Source organism: Mycolicibacterium elephantis DSM 44368 (assembly GCF_004014805.1).
In the GTDB taxonomy this organism is placed as follows: Bacteria; Actinomycetota; Actinomycetes; order Mycobacteriales; family Mycobacteriaceae; genus Mycobacterium; species Mycobacterium elephantis.
Map to the genome: position 1 here is coordinate 26,180 of NZ_ATDN01000026.1, position 20,147 is coordinate 46,326.

General features: G+C 66.4%; 18 protein-coding genes and 1 pseudogene. 10 read left to right on the forward strand and 9 right to left on the reverse strand.

The genetic code is table 11. The features are described 5' to 3' along the window. The first annotated feature begins 50 nt into the window (after window positions 1-50). Window positions 51-494 (forward strand): Zn-ribbon domain-containing OB-fold protein, encoded by a 444-nt coding sequence (locus MELE44368_RS17985; RefSeq protein ID WP_128109748.1) that lies wholly within the window; start codon window positions 51-53, stop codon window positions 492-494. Here MELE44368_RS17985 and MELE44368_RS17990 read toward each other — a convergent pair. From MELE44368_RS17990 to MELE44368_RS18000, 3 genes are read right to left on the reverse strand one after another with little or no spacing between them, the layout of a single operon-like run. Next, entirely contained in the window at window positions 491-1,285 is a 795-nt protein-coding gene (locus MELE44368_RS17990; protein WP_128109749.1) for an SDR family NAD(P)-dependent oxidoreductase, read from the reverse strand. The genes MELE44368_RS17985 and MELE44368_RS17990 overlap by 4 nt on opposite strands. Continuing rightward, the gene (locus tag MELE44368_RS17995; protein ID WP_128109750.1) at window positions 1,272-1,955 is read right to left on the reverse strand and encodes a TetR/AcrR family transcriptional regulator; all 684 of its coding nucleotides are present in this window, start codon (window positions 1,953-1,955) and stop codon (window positions 1,272-1,274) included. Before MELE44368_RS17995 ends, MELE44368_RS17990 begins: the two co-directional genes overlap by 14 nt. After that, window positions 1,952-3,304 (reverse strand): aromatic ring-hydroxylating oxygenase subunit alpha, encoded by a 1,353-nt coding sequence (locus MELE44368_RS18000; protein WP_128109751.1) that lies wholly within the window; start codon window positions 3,302-3,304, stop codon window positions 1,952-1,954. The genes MELE44368_RS17995 and MELE44368_RS18000 overlap by 4 nt, the downstream gene beginning before the upstream one ends. Before the next feature lie 79 nt (window positions 3,305-3,383). On the opposite strand from MELE44368_RS18000, the gene MELE44368_RS18005 reads away from it, so the two are divergent. Then, complete coding sequence (locus MELE44368_RS18005; RefSeq protein WP_128109752.1) at window positions 3,384-5,144, forward strand: N-acyl-D-amino-acid deacylase family protein; 1,761 nt, start codon at window positions 3,384-3,386, stop codon at window positions 5,142-5,144. A gap of 5 nt (window positions 5,145-5,149) precedes the next feature. Here MELE44368_RS18005 and MELE44368_RS18010 read toward each other — a convergent pair whose 3' ends face one another. Next, window positions 5,150-5,602: a hypothetical protein gene (locus MELE44368_RS18010; RefSeq protein WP_128109753.1), complete on the reverse strand. Its 453-nt coding sequence runs from the start codon at window positions 5,600-5,602 to the stop codon at window positions 5,150-5,152. A gap of 91 nt (window positions 5,603-5,693) precedes the next feature. On the opposite strand from MELE44368_RS18010, the gene MELE44368_RS18015 reads away from it, so the two are divergent. The 4 genes from MELE44368_RS18015 to MELE44368_RS18030 all read left to right on the forward strand — a co-directional run bounded on the left by MELE44368_RS18015 (window position 5,694) and on the right by MELE44368_RS18030 (window position 10,033). After that, window positions 5,694-6,395 (forward strand): helix-turn-helix transcriptional regulator, encoded by a 702-nt coding sequence (locus MELE44368_RS18015; protein WP_128109754.1) that lies wholly within the window; start codon window positions 5,694-5,696, stop codon window positions 6,393-6,395. Between the two features lie 23 nt (window positions 6,396-6,418). Continuing rightward, window positions 6,419-7,993: a PucR family transcriptional regulator gene (locus tag MELE44368_RS18020; RefSeq protein ID WP_128109755.1), complete on the forward strand. Its 1,575-nt coding sequence runs from the start codon at window positions 6,419-6,421 to the stop codon at window positions 7,991-7,993. Window positions 7,994-8,168: 175 nt separating this feature from the next. Beyond that, complete coding sequence (locus MELE44368_RS18025; protein ID WP_128109774.1) at window positions 8,169-9,434, forward strand: NAD(P)/FAD-dependent oxidoreductase; 1,266 nt, start codon at window positions 8,169-8,171, stop codon at window positions 9,432-9,434. A 116-nt stretch (window positions 9,435-9,550) separates the two neighbouring features. Then, window positions 9,551-10,033, forward strand: a complete 483-nt coding sequence (locus tag MELE44368_RS18030; RefSeq protein ID WP_128109756.1) for a GreA/GreB family elongation factor — start codon at window positions 9,551-9,553, stop codon at window positions 10,031-10,033. A gap of 7 nt (window positions 10,034-10,040) precedes the next feature. Here the strand turns inward: MELE44368_RS18030 and ctaD are convergent. The 4 genes and pseudogenes from ctaD to MELE44368_RS26700 form a co-directional block, all read right to left on the reverse strand. Beyond that, window positions 10,041-11,794, reverse strand: a pseudogene (gene ctaD, locus MELE44368_RS18035) (aa3-type cytochrome oxidase subunit I). 105 nt (window positions 11,795-11,899) lie between these two features. Then, window positions 11,900-12,907, reverse strand: coding sequence for an NAD-dependent epimerase/dehydratase family protein (locus tag MELE44368_RS18040; RefSeq protein ID WP_128109757.1), 1,008 nt, complete (start codon window positions 12,905-12,907; stop codon window positions 11,900-11,902). Window positions 12,908-12,985: 78 nt separating this feature from the next. After that, a complete protein-coding gene (locus MELE44368_RS18045) occupies window positions 12,986-13,903 on the reverse strand; it encodes a LysR family transcriptional regulator (protein ID WP_128109758.1) in 918 nt (305 codons plus the stop codon). Between the two features lie 120 nt (window positions 13,904-14,023). Further along, a complete protein-coding gene (locus tag MELE44368_RS26700; RefSeq protein ID WP_164890145.1) occupies window positions 14,024-15,439 on the reverse strand; it encodes a hypothetical protein in 1,416 nt (471 codons plus the stop codon). Between the two features lie 680 nt (window positions 15,440-16,119). On the opposite strand from MELE44368_RS26700, the gene MELE44368_RS18055 reads away from it, so the two are divergent. Genes MELE44368_RS18055 through MELE44368_RS18070 form a run of 4 tightly spaced genes read left to right on the forward strand, consistent with a single transcriptional unit; the run spans window position 16,120 to window position 19,171 of the window. Next, window positions 16,120-17,406 carry an aromatic ring-hydroxylating oxygenase subunit alpha gene (locus tag MELE44368_RS18055; RefSeq protein ID WP_128109759.1) on the forward strand — a complete coding sequence of 429 codons (1,287 nt, stop codon included), beginning with the start codon at window positions 16,120-16,122 and terminating at the stop codon, window positions 17,404-17,406. Further along, window positions 17,403-17,726, forward strand: a complete 324-nt coding sequence (locus MELE44368_RS18060; RefSeq protein WP_128109760.1) for a hypothetical protein — start codon at window positions 17,403-17,405, stop codon at window positions 17,724-17,726. The genes MELE44368_RS18055 and MELE44368_RS18060 overlap by 4 nt, the downstream gene beginning before the upstream one ends. A gap of 6 nt (window positions 17,727-17,732) precedes the next feature. After that, the gene (locus tag MELE44368_RS18065; RefSeq protein ID WP_128109761.1) at window positions 17,733-18,563 is read left to right on the forward strand and encodes a TauD/TfdA dioxygenase family protein; all 831 of its coding nucleotides are present in this window, start codon (window positions 17,733-17,735) and stop codon (window positions 18,561-18,563) included. Further along, on the forward strand, window positions 18,560-19,171 hold the full coding sequence (locus MELE44368_RS18070) for a carboxymuconolactone decarboxylase family protein (protein WP_241566674.1): 612 nt from the start codon (window positions 18,560-18,562) through the stop codon (window positions 19,169-19,171). The genes MELE44368_RS18065 and MELE44368_RS18070 overlap by 4 nt, the downstream gene beginning before the upstream one ends. Here MELE44368_RS18070 and MELE44368_RS18075 read toward each other — a convergent pair. Continuing rightward, a complete protein-coding gene (locus MELE44368_RS18075) occupies window positions 19,168-20,106 on the reverse strand; it encodes a R2-like ligand-binding oxidase (protein ID WP_128109762.1) in 939 nt (312 codons plus the stop codon). The genes MELE44368_RS18070 and MELE44368_RS18075 overlap by 4 nt on opposite strands. Window positions 20,107-20,147 lie beyond the last annotated feature (41 nt).

Below are 20,147 nucleotides of genomic sequence, written 5' to 3' on the forward strand. Positions count from 1 at the left end.
ATCCGGCTGTTTTTTGTGACGGCGACTGTGCGGAATGTACTTTGCTTGTCATGCCCGGCGATGCTCCACCCGATGCCCCACCCGACGTTCCGGCGCGCATCCTGCCCGCCCTCTCCGAACACAACCGGGCGTTCTGGACCGGCGGCGCCGACGGGCAACTGCTGATCGCGTGGTGCACCGCATGCGCGCGGTGGGTGCATCCTCCGGCGCCGGACTGCCCCGAATGCAACGGCGCGCTCGTCGCTCGACCGGTGTCGGGACACGCACGGGTTTTCAGCTACACCGTCAACCATCAGCCGTTCAACCCAGCGGTGCCGGTACCGTACGTGGTCGCGATCGTCGAACTCGACGAACAGCAGGATCTGCGCATCGCGACGAACATCGTGGGCTGCGACCCGGATTCGGTATACGTCGGCCTTCCGGTCGAGGTGCGCTTCGAACGCCACGACGTCGGCGACGACGCCGTTTTCGTTCCGGTGTTCACTCCGCGTTAGCCTCCGGCCAGCCCCATCAGCTCGGTGACATGGTGGTCGCGTCCGGCCGTGTAGCCGCCGTCCACAGCGATCGTCTGTCCGCTGACGAAACTGGCGTCCGACGACAACAGGAACGCCGCGACGGCGGCGACCTCCTCGGCGCGGCCGAATCGGCGCAGCTTGTGCTCGTGGCGCAGCGCCTCGCGCGGCGTCTCCATGCCGGGCAGCCCGACGACCGCGTCGAACATCGGCGTCTCGATGAAACCGGGACAGATCGCGTTGACCCGAATTCCGCTGGGGCCGTAATCGATAGCGGCGTTCTTGGTGAGCAGGTTGACGCCTCCCTTGGACGCGTTGTACGCGCTGCCCCCGGCGGTGCCCTCCAGGCCTTCGATACTCGCCAGAGTGACGATGGCGCCCCGCTCGCCGCCGATCCGGCTCTGCTGCATCATCTGGGCCAAGGCCGCCCGCATCACCACGAAGGTGCCTTTGAGGTTGATGTTCAACACCCGATCCCATTCGTCGTCGGGCAGCAGGTGTATCGGACCGCCGCCGGCGACGCCCGCGCAGTGCACCACCCCGTCGAGGCGGCCTGTCCCGGCCACGACGGCATCCACGGCCGCGGTGACCGCGTCGGCGTCGAGCACGTCGGCGCGCCGGTAGGTGAACCTCTCAGCCGTACCCGCGGGGCCGGGCGCCGAATCGATGCCCACCACGACGGCCCGCTCGGCGAGCAGTCGCTCGGCAGTCGCTTTGCCGATGCCCGATGCGGCACCGGTGACAAGAACACCCTTGCCGTCAAACCTGTTCATTCTCACCCTTTTCCGCATCCTTCTTCCGTAGCGGAGCCAGCAGCGCGTCGAGCCCGTATTCGAACACCGCGTCATAGTCGGTGGGCGACCGCAGGGCGGCCACCAGTTCCTGGTCGGGCCAGTCGTCACCCCACAGCGTGGGATCCTCCTCCTCGTGCTTGGCTCCTCGCACCGCGGTGAACTGCATCACCGCCGAGGAGATGACGTGCACCTGCACCGCCCGAAGAAACAGCGCGGCGTCAGCGCCCGTCACACCCAGCTCGGCCAACTCGACGGCGAGGGTCTGCTGGATCGGCAGGAACAGCAGCGGCGTGCGGTCGCGTTCGTGCGCGACGGCAAGCAGATGCTGCCGCTCGATGAGCGCGCGACGCTGCGCCCGTGCCAGCGACGCGATGCGATCAACGGGCGTGGCGCCTTCGACGGGCAGCCGGGCCATCTGGCCGAGCAATCGGTCAACCAGGCTGTCCAGCAGCTTGTCTCGTCCCCCGACGTGCCAATAGATCGAGGTGACCGCCACCCCGATCTCCTCGGCGAGGCGGCGCATCGTCAACGCGTCCACACCGTCGAGCTCGATGAGACGCGCCGCCGTCTCCAGGATCGCCTCGGCGTTGACATTGTCCTGGCCGCGTGCGCCTTCGGTCTTGGCGGCCTTGCGTGAGGTGCCGGTCAGGGTGTCTCACCCCCGGTGATCCGTTCGGTTTCTGGAAGATCCAGATAGCGATCGAGGTTGCGGTGCATGTTGATCACGCGCCGTTCCTCGTTGGACAGGCTCAGGTGGGTGAAGCCCGGCTGGTGCATCCCGCGCTGCACGCCGGGCAGCACCGTGATGTCCTGGGTCAGCACCACACCGGGCTCTGCTTCGCCTGCGGTCATCCGGACGTCGGCGGGTTTCGTCCTCGGCGCACCGGGCGGCATCCGCGTCCACAACATCATCACCAGTTCCCCGTGGTCGGGATCGGGTCCCGGCAGCGAGTGCATGGTCGTCAGGTGGTCGGCGTTGGTCAGCAGCGTCATGTTCGGGAAGACGTTGTACTGGTGCAGCCGCATCAGCTGATCGGTGCTGGCCCAGCTCAACTCGACACCGCGTTGCGCCGCGAACGCCCGTGTGCGTTCGGCGATCACCTCCGCCACCGACTCGCCGGGCAATGGCCGGCCGTCGGGTAGCGGGGTGCCTTCCCCGACACCCATCAACGCGCCCTGCGTGTAGACATAGGCGTCCCACACGTCACGGCTCGAAAGCGTCTCCTTGAGCTGCGGGCTCTGCACGCCGTAGAACTGTTCGGACTTGCCCGTGTGTCCCCAGATCAGCTGCGGCGCATGCACGTCGTCCATGCACCGGCGAAGCTCAGGGTGCAGCGTCTGAATGTGATAGGTCTCGCTGTAGCCGTCGGCGATGGTCTTCCAGTTCGCCTCCACCTCGATCGTCATCGTGGCGTAGCAACGGAATTCGCCCAGCCGGTTCCACGCGACGTCCGACGGTACCTGCTCCAGGTATTCGACGAGGGGCGGCGCGGCACTGTCGAGGTTGACGAAGACGAGCCGCTCCCAGGTGTCGACGCCGGCGGCGTGCAGCGGCAGTTCCGCCATCCGCAGCGCGCCGAAGCCCCTGCGGTTGGGCACGCGTTTGAGCGCCCCGGCCAGATCCCACGTCCAGCCGTGGTAGCCGCACGTGAGCTCGGTCAGGCCGGAACCCGTTCCCGCACAGAGCGTGTTGCCGCGATGGCGGCACACGTTCTGAAACGCCCGGAGCGCGCCGTCGTCGCCGCGAACGATCAGCACCGAGTACGGCCCGCACCGGTACTCGAAGTAGTCGCCGGGCTCGGCCACATGGTCGACGGAGCAGGCCAGCTGCCACACCATCGGCCACATCCGCTCGACCTCCAGGGCGGCGAAGGCGGCCGAGTGATACCGCTCGGCCGGTACCAGGGTGGGGCGCTGCGGCGGTGGGCCGATCGCGTCGCCGCCTCGGTCACGGCGCTGGCCGGCGTTGTCTGCCGGGCGCGCGGTCTGGGTCGTCATCGACGCATCCTGCCTGTCTGAACTCGACGACATCGGCCTGTAACGGTGTTACATTGCCACTGTAGCCGAGGAGTGAATCGTGTTCGATCTCAAAATCACCGGCGGAACGGTCGTAGACGGAACGGGCGCCGATCGATTCCAGGCCGACATCGCCGTTGCCGACGGAAAGATCGTCGAAGTTCGCCGCCGCGGCCCGCATGACCCGCCGCTGGAGGGTGAGGCGAAGGAAACGCTCGACGCGACGGGAAACGTCGTCGCGCCCGGATTCGTCGACATCCACACCCATTACGACGGGCAGGTCAGCTGGGACGATCTGCTCGAGCCGTCCAGCACCCACGGCGTGACCACCATCGTCATGGGCAACTGCGGCGTCGGGTTCGCGCCGGTGCAGCCCGGCCGCGAAGAGTGGCTCATCGAGTTGATGGAGGGCGTCGAGGACATTCCGGGTTCGGCGCTGGCCGAAGGCATCACGTGGGGCTGGGAGAGCTACCCGGACTATCTCGACGTGATCGGGCGACGTGAGCTGGCGGTGGATGTCGGCAGCCAGATCGCGCACGGAACGGTCCGCGCGTATGCGATGGGGGAGCGCGGCGCCCGCAACGAGCCCGCGACACCCGACGACATCGCGGTGATGAGCCGGCTGGTGCGGGAGGCGGCCGAAGCCGGGGCGCTGGGCTTCTCATCGTCGCGCACGCTGGCGCATCGCGCCATGGACGGCGAACCCGTTCCTGGCACGTTCGCCGCCGAAGACGAACTGTTCGCGCTCGGGCGGGCGATGGCCGCCGGCGGTGCCGCGGTGTTCGAGCTCGCCCCGCAAGGCGCGGCGGGGGAGGACATCGTCGCGCCCAAGAAGGAGTTGGAGTGGATGCGTCGGCTGGGCGCCGAAATCGATTGCGCCATCAGCTTTGCGCTGATCCAGGTCGACGCCGATCCCAACCTGTGGCGCGAACAGCTCGAGATCAGCGCGGCCGCCCACGAGGCGGGTAGCCGGCTGTACCCGCAGATCGCGGCGCGCCCGTTCGGGATGCTGTTGGGCTTCCCCGGCCATCATGCGTTCACCCACCGGCCGACCTATCGGCGCCTGAAGGCCGAATTCAGCCGCGACGAGCTGGCCGCCCGGCTGGCCGACCCCGCCGTCAAGGCGGCGATCCTCGCCGAGGAAGACCTGCCGATCGACCCGAACGTGCTCTTCGACGGGATGTTCGCGTTCGCGCAGCATTCGGTGGACCGGCTCTACGCGCTCGGGGAGCCGCCCGACTACGAACCCACGCCCGATCGCACGGTCGCCGCGATCGCCCGCGAACGTGGTGAAGATCCGCTGACGACCATGTATGACCTGATGCTCGAATCCGACGCGGGCGCAATGCTGTTGCTGCCGCTGTACAACTACGCCGACGGCAACCACGACGCGATCCGGGAGATGCTGACCCATCCCGCGGGCGTGCTCGGACTGTCCGACGGCGGCGCGCACTGCAGCATGATCTGCGACGCCTCCTATCCCACGTTCCTGTTGACGCACTGGGCGCGCGACCGCCACCGCGGCAAGCAGCTGCCGTTGGAATACGTCATCCGCAAGCAGGCCCATGACACCGCCGAGCTGTTCGGGCTCACCGACCGGGGCACGATCGCCGTCGGCAAGAAGGCCGACATCAACGTGATCGACATGAACGCCTTGACATTGCACGCCCCGCGGATGGCCTACGACCTGCCCGCCGGCGGCAATCGCCTGGTGCAGGGCGCATCCGGTTACCGCGCCACGATCGTCAACGGTGTGGTGACCCGGCGCGACGGCGCCGACACCGGTGCGCGCCCCGGCAGGTTGGTGCGCGGGGCGCGCTGAGCCGGTCAGCGATGCGTGGACTGTGACGCCGTGACCCGTGCCCGGCCGATTCCCGGGCCGTGTTCGGCCTGCGCGAGGCGGGCCAAGGCCAAGGCGCCGACCAGCAGGCCGAAATCGCGCAATGCGACGTCGTAGAAGCCGGACAGCGTCAACAGGTTGACGATGATTCCGGCGAGCCACAGCGCGACCACGTAGGCGCCGATGCGCGGCGCGACGGCGACCAGTACGCCTGCGGCGATCTCGATGACGCCCACGATGCGCATCGCGGTCGCCGCGTCCCCGGGCACGATGCCGTCGATCCACGGCGCGAGGTAGACGGTCCAGTCGACCATCACGTTGGTGAACTTATCCAGGCCGAACAGGATCGGGGCGGCCGCGAAAACCGTTCGCAGCAGGATGAATGCCTGGTAAACAGGGTCTTTGATGCGGCTGTTCGGATCAGAAATGCTAGCGCTCATGTCGGGACTCCTGTCTAACGGATAGTAGTCTCTACGTTAGAACTGTCGGATCTCTATCGTCAAGAGTGTTCTCTCTTAGAAGGAGGCGATTTTGCCTCTCGCCGAGCGCGACACATCGGTGATCGCCGCGCTGGCCGATCCGCTGCGGCGCCGGCTGTATCTGTACGTGTGCGCGCAGGCGGACGCGGTGAGCCGCGACCAGGCCGCCGAGGCGGTGGCGGTGCCGGTGCACCAGGCGAAATTCCACCTCGACAAGCTGGAAGCGGAGGGGCTGCTGGAATCCGAGTACGCACGGCTCGGTGGGCGTCGCGGACCGGGCGCCGGCCGGCCGTCGAAGCTGTACCGCCGCGCGGCCGGCGAGGTCAGCGTCTCGCTGCCGGACCGCGACTACGAGTTGGCCGGGCGGTTGATGGCCGACGCCATCGCCGAAGCGGCCGAGACGGGCCAACCCGTGGTGGACACGCTCTACCGGCTCGCGGCCCGCGAAGGCAGCGCGATCGGACGCCGAGCCGCCGAGGAGAAGGGTCAACCGGAGAGCCCGCAGGCGGCGCTGCGCCTCGCCGTCGAAACACTGGCACAGCACGGGTACGAGCCCCGCGAGGACGACGCCCGCGTGCTGCTCGTGAACTGCCCGTTTCACCGTCTCGCACAAGCCCATCGGCAGCTGGTCTGCGGGATGAACCATGCGCTCATCTCGGGGCTGACAGCCGAGTTGAAACCGCACTGCCCCAGCGCGGACCTTGACCCGGCGAACGGGCGATGCTGCGTGGTGCTGACCGCGGGCACGCGATGACCGGCTGGGTGTAAGGAGAACGTGTGGTCACGTTGGACCGGCTGGTGAATGTGCTGGGCAGCTACGGTGTTCGGCTGCGCTTCTGCCCGGTGCCGCGCTCCACCGAGTTGAGCAGCGTCGTCATGCCCGAGGCCGTCGGCGGTCGCACCGTGGTCGGTGACGTGCTGTTGGCGATCGGCGCACGCTCGGTGAAAGAAGCGGTGCGGTGGGCGGTTTCGGCAAGGGCGATCGTCGTATTGCTGCGCGGCGGTGACGATGACGCCACGTTCTCGGGAATGGCAGAAGGCGTCGCGGTGATGGCCGTCGATCCGGCAGTGTCCTGGAGCGAGCTCGCGGCTGTGGTGTACGGCCTCGTGTTGGAGGGCCGAGAGACCGAATCGGGGCGCGGCCCAACCGATTTGTTCGCGCTCGCCGACAGCCTCGCGGAGGCGACGGGGGGCGCGGTGACCATCGAAGACCAGCTGGCGCGGGTGTTGGCGTACTCCAGAAACCAGCGCAACGCCGACCCCGCGCGGGTCGCGACGATCATGGATCGGCAGGCACCGGAGTCGCTCAGCGAGTTCTTCAGGGCACACGGGGTTTACGCCCATCTGGCGGCTTCGGACGATCCGCTCTTTGTCGGGGAGCACCCAGAGCACGGGGTGACGGGCCGCATGGTGGTGGCGGTGCGCTCGGGGCGAGAACTGCTCGGTTCGGTCTGGGTGGCGTGTCCCGCACCGCTGAAAGGTCAGGCGCGCGCCGCGCTGGTCGACGGTGCCCGCACGGTCGCTCTGCACCTGTTGCGGTCAAGGGCCAGTGCAGATCTCGAACGGCAGGTGGAATCCGAACTGGTCATTCGACTGCTCGAGGGCAGCGCCGACACCGCATCGTCGGTCAGCCGCCTGGGGCTCTCATCCGGGCCGCTGCGCGTGATCGCGATCCAGGCAGCCATCGGCGCGGAACGAGACGCCGCACTGCTTCTGGCGTTCGACCGGGCCACCGCCGGGTTCGGCTGGTCGCGTCCTGGCCGAAGCGCGCTGGCGGGCAACACCGTCTACACCATCCTGCCCGGTGAGGACCTCGATGCCGCCCGGCGTTGGATCGCGGGTCTGCGCGCCGCCCTGCCCGAACGGGTCACATTGTCGGCAGGCATCAGCAAGCCCGCGCAACTGACGGAGTTGCCTGCGGCGCGCCAAGAGGCCGACGAGTGCCTGGCGCTGCACCAGAGTTGTTCGGCCGACACCGCACCGCCTGCCTACGACGAATCGTGGGACCAGATCCTGCTGCAGCGGCTGCGCACCGCGGCCCGGGCGGGACGATCACCCGATCGCGGCCCGGTGGCCGAACTCAGGAGGCACGACGAGGCGCACGCCAGCGGCTATGTGGCGACGTTGCGCGCTTGGCTGGAAGCCCTCGGCGACCCGGCCGAAGCCGGTCGTCGCCTCGGGGTGCACGAGAACACCGTGCGATACCGGCTGCGCAAGATGAGCGAGATCACCGATCTGCCACTCGACGACGCCAACAAACGGCTGGCGATGATGATCGAACTCGCCGCCACCGATGTCCATCAGCCGGACGGCCGCCCCGGCGCGGGCCACGAGCCACGCAGCAACGAATAAAGACCGCACAGCACGCCTCTTTGCGGGGTTGAGCAAACTCCAATATGTCTCCAATATGTCGTTGTCGGATCGCCACAACCTGGCGGCGCAGCGTTGTTCGTTCCGGGCAATGGCGTGGCGGTCGGCGACGGCACCATGGAAGGTGCGATCCAGATTCTCAGCTGTGGAGGTGACGATGGGCGGCGTCGACCGGTTTGACGGTGGACCCCGATCGGCGGTTGTCGTCGGTGCGGGCATCGTCGGGCTGTCGACCGCGTGGTTCCTCCAAGAGCGCGGCGTCGACGTCACCGTCGTGGACCGCAGCGGGGTCGCGGCGGGCGCCTCCTGGGGTAACGCCGGATGGGTCGCTCCCGCGCTGACGATACCGCTGAACTCGCCGGCGGTGCTGCGCTACGGAGTGCGCTCGCTGCTGGACAAGTCCGCGCCCCTGCACATTCCGGTGAGGACCGACCGCGCACTCGCGACCTTCCTGATGCAGTTCGCCGCGAGCTGCCGCAAATCGACCTGGCGGCGCGCGGTGCGGGCCAACGTTCCTCTCAACGAAGAAGCCATCGAGGCGTTCGATGTGCTGGTGGCCAACGGGGTCGACGCCCCGGTGACCGACGCGCCGATCACCGCGGTCTTCCGCAGCACCGATGCCGCCGAACGCATGCTGGCCGAAATGCGCGAGCTGGAGAAGGCCGGCCAGGAACTCCACGTCACCGGGCTGTCGGGGGAGGCGCTGCGCGAGCAGGTGCCGTTGATCTCCCCGGCGGTCACCGCCGGGCTGAGCATCGACAATCAGCGCTTCGTGGATCCCGGCCGGTTCGTTCACGCGCTCGGCCGCGCGGTCGTGGAGCGGGGCGCCACCATGCTCACGAATGACGTTTCGGACGTTGACAATTCGGGCGGGGCGGTCAAGGTGTCGATCAGCGGCGGTGACGTGCTCACCGCGGACGCCGTGGTGGTCGCCGCCGGCGCCTGGCTCTCGCGGCTCATGCGTGGTCGGCTGCGGGTCCCGGTGCAGGCCGGTCGCGGCTACTCGTTCACCGCGCCCGTCGACCGGCCGCTGGTCGGGCCGATCTACCTGCCGGACGCGCGGGTGGCATGTACGCCCTACCAGGGCGCGCTGCGCGTCTCGGGCACCATGGAGTTCCGCGACCCCGACGACGGGGTGGACACCGAACGCGTCGCTGCGATCGTCGCCTCGGCAAGCCCCTTGTTGGAGGGTGTGCGGTGGTCCGAGCGCCGCGACGTCTGGGTGGGTCCGCGTCCGGTGAGCCCCGACGGCAGGCCGCTGATCGGTGAAGTGTCGCGCGGCATGTACGTCGCGGGCGGCCACGGAATGTGGGGGTTGGCGCACGGACCGGTCACCGGCCGGTTGCTGGCCGAACACATCACCACCGGCAAGCAACCCGAAGCCCTACGCGAATTCAACCCGTTGCGCCGAACCGGTAGGTAGCCTGGCGCAATCCGGGACCTTCGCCCAGCACGGGCGGTCATGTCGTCTCGGCGGCGCCTTCAGGCCATCGACTCGACGACCCGTTATCGCTTATCACCACCGTTGAAAGGACGAAAATGACATCTTCCCAAACTGTTTGGATCACCCCGGCGGCACACGAGCGGCTCCAGGAGGAGCTGGCCACCCTGCAGCAGCTGACCGATGAAGTGGCAGACGAGGAGGGCAGCGACGAGAACACCGCGGCGATCCAGCGTGCCCGTCGCGCTCGGATTCAAGAGATCCATGACCTGCTGGTCAACGCCGTCGTCGGGGAGGACCCGCCCAACGACGGGATCGCCGAGCCCGGCATGGTCGTGACGGTGCGTTTCGACGACGACGATGACACCGAGACCTTCCTGCTCGGAGTGCGCGGCGCCGAGTACGGCGAAATCGAGGTCTACTCCGTGCAATCGCCGTTGGGCTCGGCCATTGTCGGCGCGCGCCCGGGCGAGAAGCGCACCTACACCCTGCCCAGCGGGGCTACCGCCACCGTCACGTTGCTCAACGCGGTCCCGTACGGGATGCACGCGGCCGAGGACGCCAAGGCCGACGCGAAGTAACCGGCGGTCAGCTGCTGCGGTCGGCTTCGATCCGCGCGTCGGAGCCGACCGCTGAATCCTCGTCGTTCTTATGCCTGCCGACGTGTGATTCGGCGCGCATCCGGGCGACCATGTGCGGGTAATGCAGCTCGAACGCCGGCCGCTCCGAACGGATCCGGGGCAGTTCGGTGAAGTTGTGCCGCGGCGGCGGGCAGGACGTCGCCCACTCCAGCGAGTTGCCGTAACCCCACGGATCGTCCACGAGAACGGGTTCGCCGTAGCGCCAGCTCTTGAACACATTCCAGGCGAACGGCAGCACCGACACACCCAGGATGAACGCGCCGATCGACGAGACGACGTTGAGCGTGGTGAACCCGTCGGAGGGCAGGTAGTCGGCGTAGCGCCGCGGCATCCCCTCATCGCCGAGCCAGTGCTGCACCAGGAACGTGGTGTGGAAGCCGATGAAGGTCAGCCAGAAGTGCAGCTTGCCCAGCCGTTCATCGAGCAGCCGACCGGTCATCTTCGGGAACCAGAAGTAGATGCCGGCGTAGGTGGCGAACACGATCGTGCCGAACAGCGTGTAGTGGAAGTGCGCCACCACGAAATACGTGTCTGTGATGTGGAAGTCCATCGGCGGGCTGGCCAGGATCACGCCCGTGACGCCGCCGAGCACGAAGGTCAACATGAAGCCGACCGCGAACAGCATCGGCGTCTCGAAGGTCAGCTGGCCTCGCCACATCGTGCCGATCCAGTTGACGAACTTGATGCCGGTCGGCACTGCGATGAGATACGTGGTGAACGCAAAAAACGGTAGGAGTACGGCACCCGTCGCGAACATGTGGTGCGCCCACACCACCATGGACAGCGCGGCGATGCCGAGCGTCGCGTAGACGAAGGTGGTGTACGCGAAGACCGGTTTGCGGCTGAACACCGGCATGATCTCGGTGATGATGCCGAAGAACGGCAACGCGATGATGTACACCTCGGGGTGCCCGAAGAACCAGAACAAATGCTGCCAGAGCAGCACACCGCCGTTGGCGGGGTCGTAGACGTGGGCGCCGAGGATCCGGTCGTAGGCCAGGGCGAACAGCGCCGCGGTCAGGACCGGGAACACCATCAGCACCAGGATCGACGTCACCATGATGTTCCAGGTGAAAATCGGCATCCGGAACATCGTCATCCCGGGCGCGCGCATGCACACCACGGTGGTGATCATGTTGACGGCGCCCAGGATGGTGCCAAGGCCGGCCACACCCAGACCGAAGATCCACAAGTCACCGCCGGCGCCGGGCGAGTGGATGGCGGTGCTCAACGGGGTGTAGCCGGTCCAGCCGAAGTCCGCCGCCCCGCCGGGGGTGATGAATCCGCCGAGGGTGATGAGGGCGCCGAACAGGAACAGCCAGTAGGAGAACGCGTTGAGCCGCGGGAACGCCACGTCGGGCGCGCCGATCTGCAGCGGCAGCACCAGGTTGGCGAACCCGAACACGATCGGTGTGGCGTAGAACAGCAGCATCACCGTGCCGTGCATGGTGAACAGCTGGTTGTACTGCTCGTTTGGACAGGAACTGGAAGTCCGGTGGACGTGAGCTCGGCCCGCATCAGCAACGCCATCAGCCCGCCGATGAAGAAAAACACGAAGCAGGTGACGCAATACATGATGCCGATCAGCTTGTGATCGGTGGTGGTGACCAGCTTGTAGATCAGATTTCCTCTGGGGCCCAGCCGCGCCGGAAACGGCCGACGGGCCTCGAGTTCCCCTACTGCGGGTGCTTCGGCGGTCAACAGGACCTCCTTCGACTGATGGCGAGGAGTCGCACCTGCCATGCTAGATAGTCCGGGACGCCACCAACAGCCTATTGGCGAATGTCGGGCCGCATGCGTCGCGAGTCAGGCCACCGTGTTTCCGGCATCCTCGCCGACCCGGTGTCGAGGAAACGACGCGACGATGGCCTCGACGGGCGACCGCCACGTCAGCCCGAAGTCACGGATGGTGGCCGAGTCGTCTGTCGGCGTCGCCGCGGTGAGGAGAAGGGCGGCCTCGTAGCTCAGCCCGTCACCCATCGGCACCATTGTCGACAGCGCCTCGGCGAACCTGCTTCCCGCCCGGAACATCGCGGGGCTCACCGGAATCCTGGTGAACCGCTTGCCGGAGCCCCGCTCGAGCGCGGAGATCATGTCGTTGAACGGCACGAGGACCCCGCCGCAGACATAGCGGTGAGGGCCGCGACCGGGCGCCATGATCGCCGCGTGCACGTCGGCAACGTCGCGGACGTCGATCATCTGCATGCCGCCGCGCAACCGGGGCGCGACACCGAACCGCGTGATCGGTGCCCACCCGCGTTCGGTGACGCCTGGGGCGGTGTGAAACGCTGGGCCGACCACGCTCGAGGGGTAGGTGACCACGACTGGGGCGCCCTGGTCTTGGAGCCGTCGCGCCACGCGGTCGGCGTAGGCCTTGGTTTTCGCGTAGTCGCTCCGGCCCGCCGTTGTCGGGGTATCCGGACCGATGACGCCGTCGGGCGGAGGAAACAGCGCGCTGTAGCTGCTGATCGAGACCACCGGGTCCAGTCCGGCGTCGACCGCGCGGGTCAGCACCGCTTCGGTGGCGTAGGCGTTGACCTCCCACATCAAGGCACTGCGCCGGCTGTCGGTGCCGACCACGCCGGCCCCATGCAGCACCGCATCGCAGCCGTGCAGCAACGCGTCGACCGTGCGCGGATCCCGCACGTCGCCGGTCAGCAGTTCGATGTCGCCGATCTCCGCGAAACGCGCCAGCACCGGCGCGCCTTCTTCGGTGGGGGCGACCAGCAGACGGATCCGGTGGCCTTGGGTGAGCAGGGCGCGTACGCAGTGAGCGCCCACGTATCCGGTTCCGCCGGTGACGCCGATAAGCACCGTGCAATATTACGGTGCCGCCGGTAGCGAAATTCTGCGGGCTCGTGTCGCGCGGCTCGCGAATCGGCGCGGCGCCGCCTATGCGCGCGCGGTGTTCTCGACGATGATTTCGCAGGCCGCTTCATAGAACGCGCTGATCAGCGTGGAGTAAGACAGTTCGAACGGGTAGATCATGTGTACGTCCAGCGGTTGCGGTGTCCACTGCGGCAGGACGGGCACCATCGTGCCGGCGCGCAGTTCGGCGGCACAGATGATCTGCGTCGGCATGGCGCCGATGCCGAGCCCTTCGAGGATGTACTGCTTGCACACCTGAAAGTTGTTGGCGCGTGCCCGCACCGGCGGCGAAAGCTCGTGTCGGCGCTTGCCCTTGGCCACGGTCAGCTTGCGCTGGGGGCCGAAGTTGAAGTCGATCAACGGTAGGTCGTTGAGCTGGGTCGGCTCGGTGATCGGTTCGGCGAGTTGCCGGAGAAACTCCGGAGAGGCGCAGAGAAATAGCTCGAGGCTGAACACCTTTCGCGCGATCAGCGTCGAATCCTGTAGTGGTGCAGTGCCGAACACCACGTCGAAACCGTCGCTGACTGGGTCGACCATGTCGTCCACCAACCGGATGTCCAGCCGTGACTGGGGATGGCGCCGCAGGAAGGTGGCGCCAACCCGCGAGGCGTAGTCGACGCCGACGAAGATCGGTAGCGCGACTTTCAGCTCGCCCTGAGGTTCCAACTTGCTGCCCTCCACCAGAGCGCGCACGTCGTTGGCCTCGGCGAGGATGTTCACCGCGTGCGCATAGATCTGTTCGCCCAGGTCGGTGACCGTGAGTTGGTGGGTGTTCTTGCGCAACAGCTTTACGCCGAGGTCGGATTCCAGCTTGCTCAGCTTGCGGCTCACGGTGGACTTGGGCATGCCGAGCAGTGCGGCCGCCTTCGAAAGGCTGCGGTTTTCCACCACCTTGCCGAACACCAGCAGGGCGTCGAGTTCGAACTTCGGGGTGTGTTCCATGGGTGTTCCGAATATGCAACGAAGTGTTGCGGGCGTGGGCCGTTTTCTGCGGCCTCGGTCTGCCCATCGAACGAAACGGCGGCCCCCACGTCGCCGAGGGGGCCGCCGCGTCGGCCCTGCTTAGTTGCCCGAGCCGCCGCCCGAGCCCGAGCCGGAGCCGCTGCCGCTGCCGGAGCCGGAGGCCGAGCCGCTGCCGCTGCCGGAGCCCGAGCCCGAGCCGCTGCCGGAGCCCGAGCCGTTGCCGTTGCCCGCGCCAGCGTCGTCGTCACCGCCGGTCGCACCATCGTCACCGGTGGTGTCGTCGTCCGCGTCGGTCGCGTCGTCGTCACCGGTGGTGTCGTCGTCCGTGTCGGTCGCGTCGTCGTCGGTGTCGGTCGCGTCCTCGTCTTCGTCGGTGACGTTCTCGTCGCCGGCGCCTTCTTCCTCGGACGCGTCGTCTTCGCCGGTAACGTCTTCCTCGGACGTGTCGTCTTCGCCGCTGACGTCCTCGTCGATCGCGTCGGTCTCGTCGTCTTCGCCTTCGCCGGTGCCGATGACGCCGCCGTCGCCGGAACCGTTGGTGCCGGACAGGCCCTTCTGGGAAACGACGTCGACCAGGACGGCGTCATTGCTCAGGCTGAAGTCGCTCGGCGACCCTTGCGCGCCAGTGGTTGTCGCGGTGGCCACCGGACCGGTCAGCGCAGCGGCGATCTGGTTGGGCAGGGTCACCGTGAGGTAGTCGACGATGCCGCCGTTGATCAGGCCTGGCCACGCGCCGGTGGCGAAGCCGGGCGTGTATCCGTTGACAAACGCGTTGAGCACCTTGGCGGGCAGGTTCACCAGCTCGATGACCGCGGACTGGAAATCCCCGGCGGTCAACGCGATCCGAGTGGCATCGAAGATCTCCGCCGTCTGGGCGACCGCCGTCAGGAACGGCGCGACCGCCGCCTTGGTGACGGCGAACTCGGAGACGACGTCGAGCAGTGCAGGCAGTCTCTCCGCGCCAGGAAGGCTCGCCAGGAAATCGCTTGGGATTGAGAACAGCGGAATCATCGGGCGCAGCGCACCCAGGAAGTCGAGAACGAAGTAGACGTCGGCCTCGGCGAACGCCTCGACGAACTGACCCTCCGCCAAGTAGCGCAGCGTATTGATCAGCACCGTGGGGAATTTCATGACGGTATCCGTCAGGCGCTCAACCGTGTCGGTGAGAGCCGTATCGATGACGCCACCGTAGTTCGTCGGGAAGTTGACGATCTGGGTCAGGAGAGGAACCGGGTTCAGTGTGTTCTGCGCGATGATGTTGACCAGTTCCAGGTAGATCTCGGGGCTACTGATCGCCCCCAGCAGCGCAGGCACCGACTCCGAGATTCCCACGCCCAGGGTCTGCAGGCTCTCCATCGTCGCCGTGATGGTCTCCTGCCACACGATGAGCGGATTGGTCGCCGCGGTGAGCGCAACCGCCGCATGTGCGGCGCGTTCCTGAATGTCGGGGAGGGCCGGGGTTACCGGGCTGACGGCGATGACGCCGGCACTTGCCATCGCGACGCCAGCAACCATGAACTTGGTGCTGCGACGAGTCGACCGTGGCTGGCCGGATGCGAGGTCAAATGCCGGCGGGTCAGCATGATATGCGAGTTGCACGTTTTCTCCTGATAGTGCGCCTAATTTGCCAAGTGGCAGGGGAAGATTAGCTTAGGCTAACCTCACACACAAGTGATTCGCTCATCTAAGTTGACGTGTGTTTTGGGGAGCCCAGATGGCGGGCAGCATCGTGCGGAACGGGTAAACCCGCTGCCCATAGGCGGTACTTACCGAGTCACGCATTCGGCGATCAAGAATTTACAACACCGTCACCCGTCGTGGGGCGCTACCTCTACTGGGTCCGAGGCCGGCAAGCCAGCCACGGTGCCCCGTCTGCTGTGGCGCCTATCGGCAGTTGCTAATCAGCGACTTCTAGAGCCCGACTGGACATCGACACCGCTCCACCGGCCTCCTCGATCGTCGTCGCGCCGGCCCCGGCGAGCAAAATCGTCTTCGGCGTGGCCCGCCGTGTTCGCCCATCCGCGTCGAGCAACGATCGACGTCCTTGATCCGCCATCGGGGTTGCTACCCCCTTCAAAGCCGCTCAGAAGCAATGCTTTTCGCTGGTCGTCACATTTCTGGTGTTCCAAAAATGCAACAGGGTGTTGCGTTTCTGGACCTATTTCGGGGGGCACGGGGCTGTTAGCGTCGCCGGCATGAGTCACGACAGCCTGGTGACCAAGCCCGCCACTGGACATTGGACGGACGCGTATCCCGAACTCGGCCGGGGACCGGTGTCGCTCGAGGACTGTGTCTCCGAGGAGTTCTACGACAAGGAGCGCGAGCACATCTTCCGAAAGAGCTGGCTCTACGTCGGACGGGTCGAACGAGTGCCGAAGTCGGGCAGCTACTTCACCCGCGAGCTGAGGTTCCTCAACACCTCGATCATCGTCGTGCGGGGCAAGGATGGGGTGATCCGCGCCTTCCACAACATCTGTCCGCACCGAGGCAACAAAATGCTCTGGGAGGACGACCCGTTTCAGGAAGTCGAAGGCCGAGCACCGTTGCTGTACTGCCGATTTCACGGGTGGCGTTACAACCTGGACGGATCACTGCACTCGACGACGCGCAAAGACCTGCTGTTGGACTTCGACGCGGACAATTGCCGGGTGCCTGCGGTGCAATGCGAAGTGTGGGAGGGCTTCATCTTCATCAACCTCAACCCACACAACACCGAGTCGCTGCGCGACTTCCTCGGCGAGTTGGCACACGGCATCGAGGGCTATCCCTTCGACGGTCCGCATCAGGTCTACAAGTTCACGGCCGAACTGCAGTGCAACTGGAAGATCTTCCTCGACGGGTTCGCGGAGAGCTATCACGGACCGTATCTGCACGCGTCCTCGTTCGGCACCTTGACCGCCGAGGCCAAGGAGGCGCTGGACAAGCCGAACCCGTTCACCGACGCATTGGCCTACCAGCTCAACGGCCCGCACCGCATGTTCTCGTTCTCCGGCGAGCCCTCTCGAAAAACGCCGTACTCCAAGCCCATCGAATGCGTCTTCGAAGCCAGCGCGGCGGGGCCGTGGAACAAGCGCACCGATCGCGGTCCGATGCCGCCGGGGCTGAACCCCACCCGGTCGGACAAGTACGGCTTCGATTCGTTCCAGTTCTTCCCGAACTTCGTGCTGATCTTCGGTGCGTCGGGGTTCACGGTGCACACCCACTGGCCGACCGGGCCGCACTCGCATCTCTTCGAAACCGAGATGTACTACCAACCACCGAAGACCTACAAGGAGCGGCTCGGCCAGGAGCTGACGGTGACGTTCCTCAACGACATCATCCTGGAAGACGCCAGCCCGTCGGAGGGCCTACAGGCGATGCTGAACAGCGGTGTGTTGACACACTTCACGATGAACGACGAGGAGATCCTCTTGCGGCACTTTCACAAAGTGGTCGCAGACTATGTGAAGGCCGGCGAAGAGCAGAAGGCAGGCAACCGATGAATACCTCTCTGCCACGGGAGTTTTCACACCTGGAGCATCTTGTGCCCGAGTGGGCGATCGAGGATGGGCACGAGCGTTATGTGAAGCGCGTGAACAGCCCCATGGCGGAGATCCAGGCCTTCTATGACCAGATGTTCCCGTGCGCTGAGGAAGCGCTCGCCTATGTCGACAAATTCGACTACGCCGAACCGCTGCCCGAGGATGTCGCCAACCTGCGCAACCTGCTCTACTCGCTGATCACGGTGTCGTTGGCCGTGGAGCTGTGGAAGCAGCCGCGCGTGAAGCATTCCGCCAACACCATTCTCACGAGGGTGAGCTGATCCAGCATGGAAGTGACCTCTACCCAGCTCGATGTCGTCGACCTCACCCCGAGGATCGGCAGCGAGATCAGGACCGATCTCGACACCCTGCTCAGCGGCCGAGAAGCCGCCAACATCCGCGCCGTCCTCGAACAGCGCGGTGTGGTGTTCTTCCGCGGCCTCGACATCACCGACCAGCAACAGGTCGCCATCGCCAAGACTCTCGGCGACATCGTCGCCAACGAGGGTGAGGACGGCATCTACAAGATCTCGCTGGACAAGAACGTCAACCAACGCGCCCAGTATCTGAAGGGCTCGATGTTCTGGCACTTCGACGGTTCGCTGCAGCCCTATCCCAATCTCGCGACGCTGCTTCGGGCGGTGAAGCTCGCTGAAAGCGGCGGCGACACCGAATTCTGCAATACCTATGCGGCATACGACGATCTGCCACAGTCCGAGAAGGACGCCATCGCCGAAATCCGAGTGGTGCACAGCGCAGAGCGTTCGCAGTACTACGTGACGCCGGAGATGAGCTATGAGGAGGTCGCCTTCTGGCAGAAGTCGCCGACGAAGGTGTGCCCGTTGGTGTGGACGCACCAGTCCGGCCGCAAGTCGCTGCTGCTCGGTGCGACGGCCGACTACGTGGTGGGCATGCCGGTCGAGGAGAGCCGCGCATTGCTTGCCCGCCTTCGTGATTGGGCAACCCAGCCGCAGTACGTCTACCGCCACCGCTGGCAACCGGGCGATCTGCTCATCTGGGACAACACCGGCACCATGCACCGGGCGCTTCCGTACGCCGAGGACAGCGGACGGTTGATGCACCGCACCATCCTGGCGGGTGAGGAGCCCCTGCTTTGACGCGCCGAGACGGCACCGAAGACACCCACCCACCCTTGCTGACCCCGCTGACCGCCGACGAGTGGAGTGCCGACGAGTACGAGGCGCTCGGCGCGCTGATGGGGATACCCGGCGACCAGGTGCCGCGGGCGGGTTCGGGTCACCCGAGGGACCCGCTGAACTTCGACATCATCGGGGTTCTGGTACGCCACCCCAAGATGGCGCGGGTGTTTCTGAGCTACAACGCTTTTCTGTTGCAGCAAGGCGAGCTTCCGCTGCGGCTACGCGAGCTGGCGGTGCTCAGGCTGGCGTACGTTCGACGGTCGGCGTTCTTCTGGGGCGAACATTTCCGGGTCGCCACCGCAGGTGGCTTACCGGAGGCGGACATCGCCCGCGTGGCGCGTGGCGCAGATGGATTCGACGGCGTGGACCGGCTGGTGCTCGACGCGACCGACCAGATGCTCGCCGACGGACGCGCCGACGCGTCGACGTGGCAGCGCCTGGTCGATGAGATCGGCACCCATCAGGCGATGGAGCTCATCTTCGTCGTCGGCACCTACGCGATGCTGGCGACGGCGTGTGACACCTGGCGGCTCACCCCACCGCCGGGCAGCCCCGAACTGCCCTAGGCCGACGACGCCAGCGCCGCCCGGTCTTCCTCGGCGAACGCGTCTTCGAGCTGGACAGGCTCGTAGTCGACGTCGATCTCAGCCAGCGGCCGTCCGCGTGCGCTGCCGATCGTGCCGAGCCGACGCATACCCTTGTCGGCGGCATAGGTCTGGAACTCGGCCATCGTCAGGCCGAAGGGGATCTCGTCGTAGAGCGCGAACGCGTCCTCGGTGTTGCTGAGCGCCAACGGGATCAGTTCGTTCATCCGCGTCTCGAACACCGTCCAGTTGGCGTCGTCGGCGGCGACGTGACGCCGGCACGTGAACGTGCCCCAGGCCATGTGGCGACGCTCGTCATCGCCGATGCGCCGGACCAGCTCCTGCATGCCGGGCAGGATGCCGCGGTCCACGCAAATCCGGTGCCACGCATAGTATCCCGTCAACGCCATCATGCCCTCGATGACATGGTTGTAGGTCGCCGAAGCCCGAACCTGGGCGGCCGGCGAGGGATCGGTGGCCAGGGTGTCCAACGATTCCGGGAGCTCCTCGTAGAACATCTGCCGATACGACGGCAGGTCGTCGAGGTAATGCTGCAGGTCCCCGGTCATGCCCACGGCGTCCAGCCACATCCGGAACACCTGGGTGTGTTTGGCTTCCTCGAACGCGAACTGCGTCAGGTACATCTCGTCACCGAGTCGGCCTTCGGCGCGCATGGCCGCCATGAACGGCTGGATGTCCTGGGTGACCGCTTCCTCGCCGGCGATGAACTGTGCGCACAGCCGGGTGGCCCAGTCGCGTTCCAGGTCCGACAGCGCCTCCCAATCCTCGCGGTCCCGGGAGAAGTCGATATCGGCGGGATCCCAGAACTTGGCGTTACCTCCCGCGAACAGTTTCAACGGCAGGCTGTCCCAGTTGAGTCCGCCCTGGGCGAGTGAATGTGAGAACTTACGTGTCATGGGCTCTGACCTCCGCGGCCCATCCTAATGTGAGTCAGCTC